At 61.2% G+C, this 734-nt stretch carries 1 protein-coding gene; it reads right to left on the bottom strand.

What is annotated here, in order from left to right; genetic code table 11:
* Positions 1-76: 76 nt before the first annotated feature.
* Positions 77-734: MFS transporter (locus AC1D1X_RS24895; RefSeq protein ID WP_477699571.1), on the bottom strand; the 658-nt coding region annotated here is incomplete at its 5' end.

The following is a 734-nucleotide window of genomic DNA, read 5'->3' as shown; positions in this document are numbered from 1 at the left end:
ATATAAGCCTCGAAGCATACAACGTCGATTTATGGCATGAGACTTTTGATGAACTTTGCTGGCCACATTCTTAAGTTTAAGGTTCAATTGATTCAACGCCTTTATGAAAGTTATCCCGCCGCCTCAACACCCAGGCAAAGTAAACCCCCTCCACCGCCATCACCGCCCCACCCAGTGCCACCACCGCACTGCTCCCGATACGGTCGATCAAACTGGCAGCCAGCACCACGCCGATGGACTGGCCCAGAAACAGGAAAGAAGCAAACATCGAGACGGCCGTGCCGCGAGCATGAGGTGCCATCTGCGTTGCGTTGGCCTGCATGACATTGTGGAACATGAAAAAACCAAACCCGCCCACGAGGCTGGCCGGAATGGCCGGGGCCCAGTGCGGGGTGTAGGCCAGCACCAGGGCGCTGATGCCGACCATCGTGCCGCCCAGAATCACCAGGCCGTGCTGGCCGAAGCGGCGTATCAGCGGGCGGCCTGCGGCCATGTACCCAACGCCGCCCAGGCCGAACAGCGCCACGATGGCGCCTGACACCGAAAGCGACAAGCCCAGGGCATGGTGCAGGTGCGAAGCCCAGATGGCCAGCACGCCAAAGCCGGCGGCGCCCTCTATCACCGCCATGATCAGCACGACGCGTGACCAGCGGCCGGTAATAATTTCCAGCGCCTGCGTGACGAAATGGGTGCGCTGCACGGGTTGACGGGGTGTGGCTGCCGGGGCTTTGCCC

The sequence above is a fragment of the Polaromonas sp. P1_G4 genome, assembly GCF_056405475.1.
The sequence above is the reverse complement of the archived record's forward strand: the minus strand, read 5'-3'. Positions and strand labels throughout refer to the sequence as shown.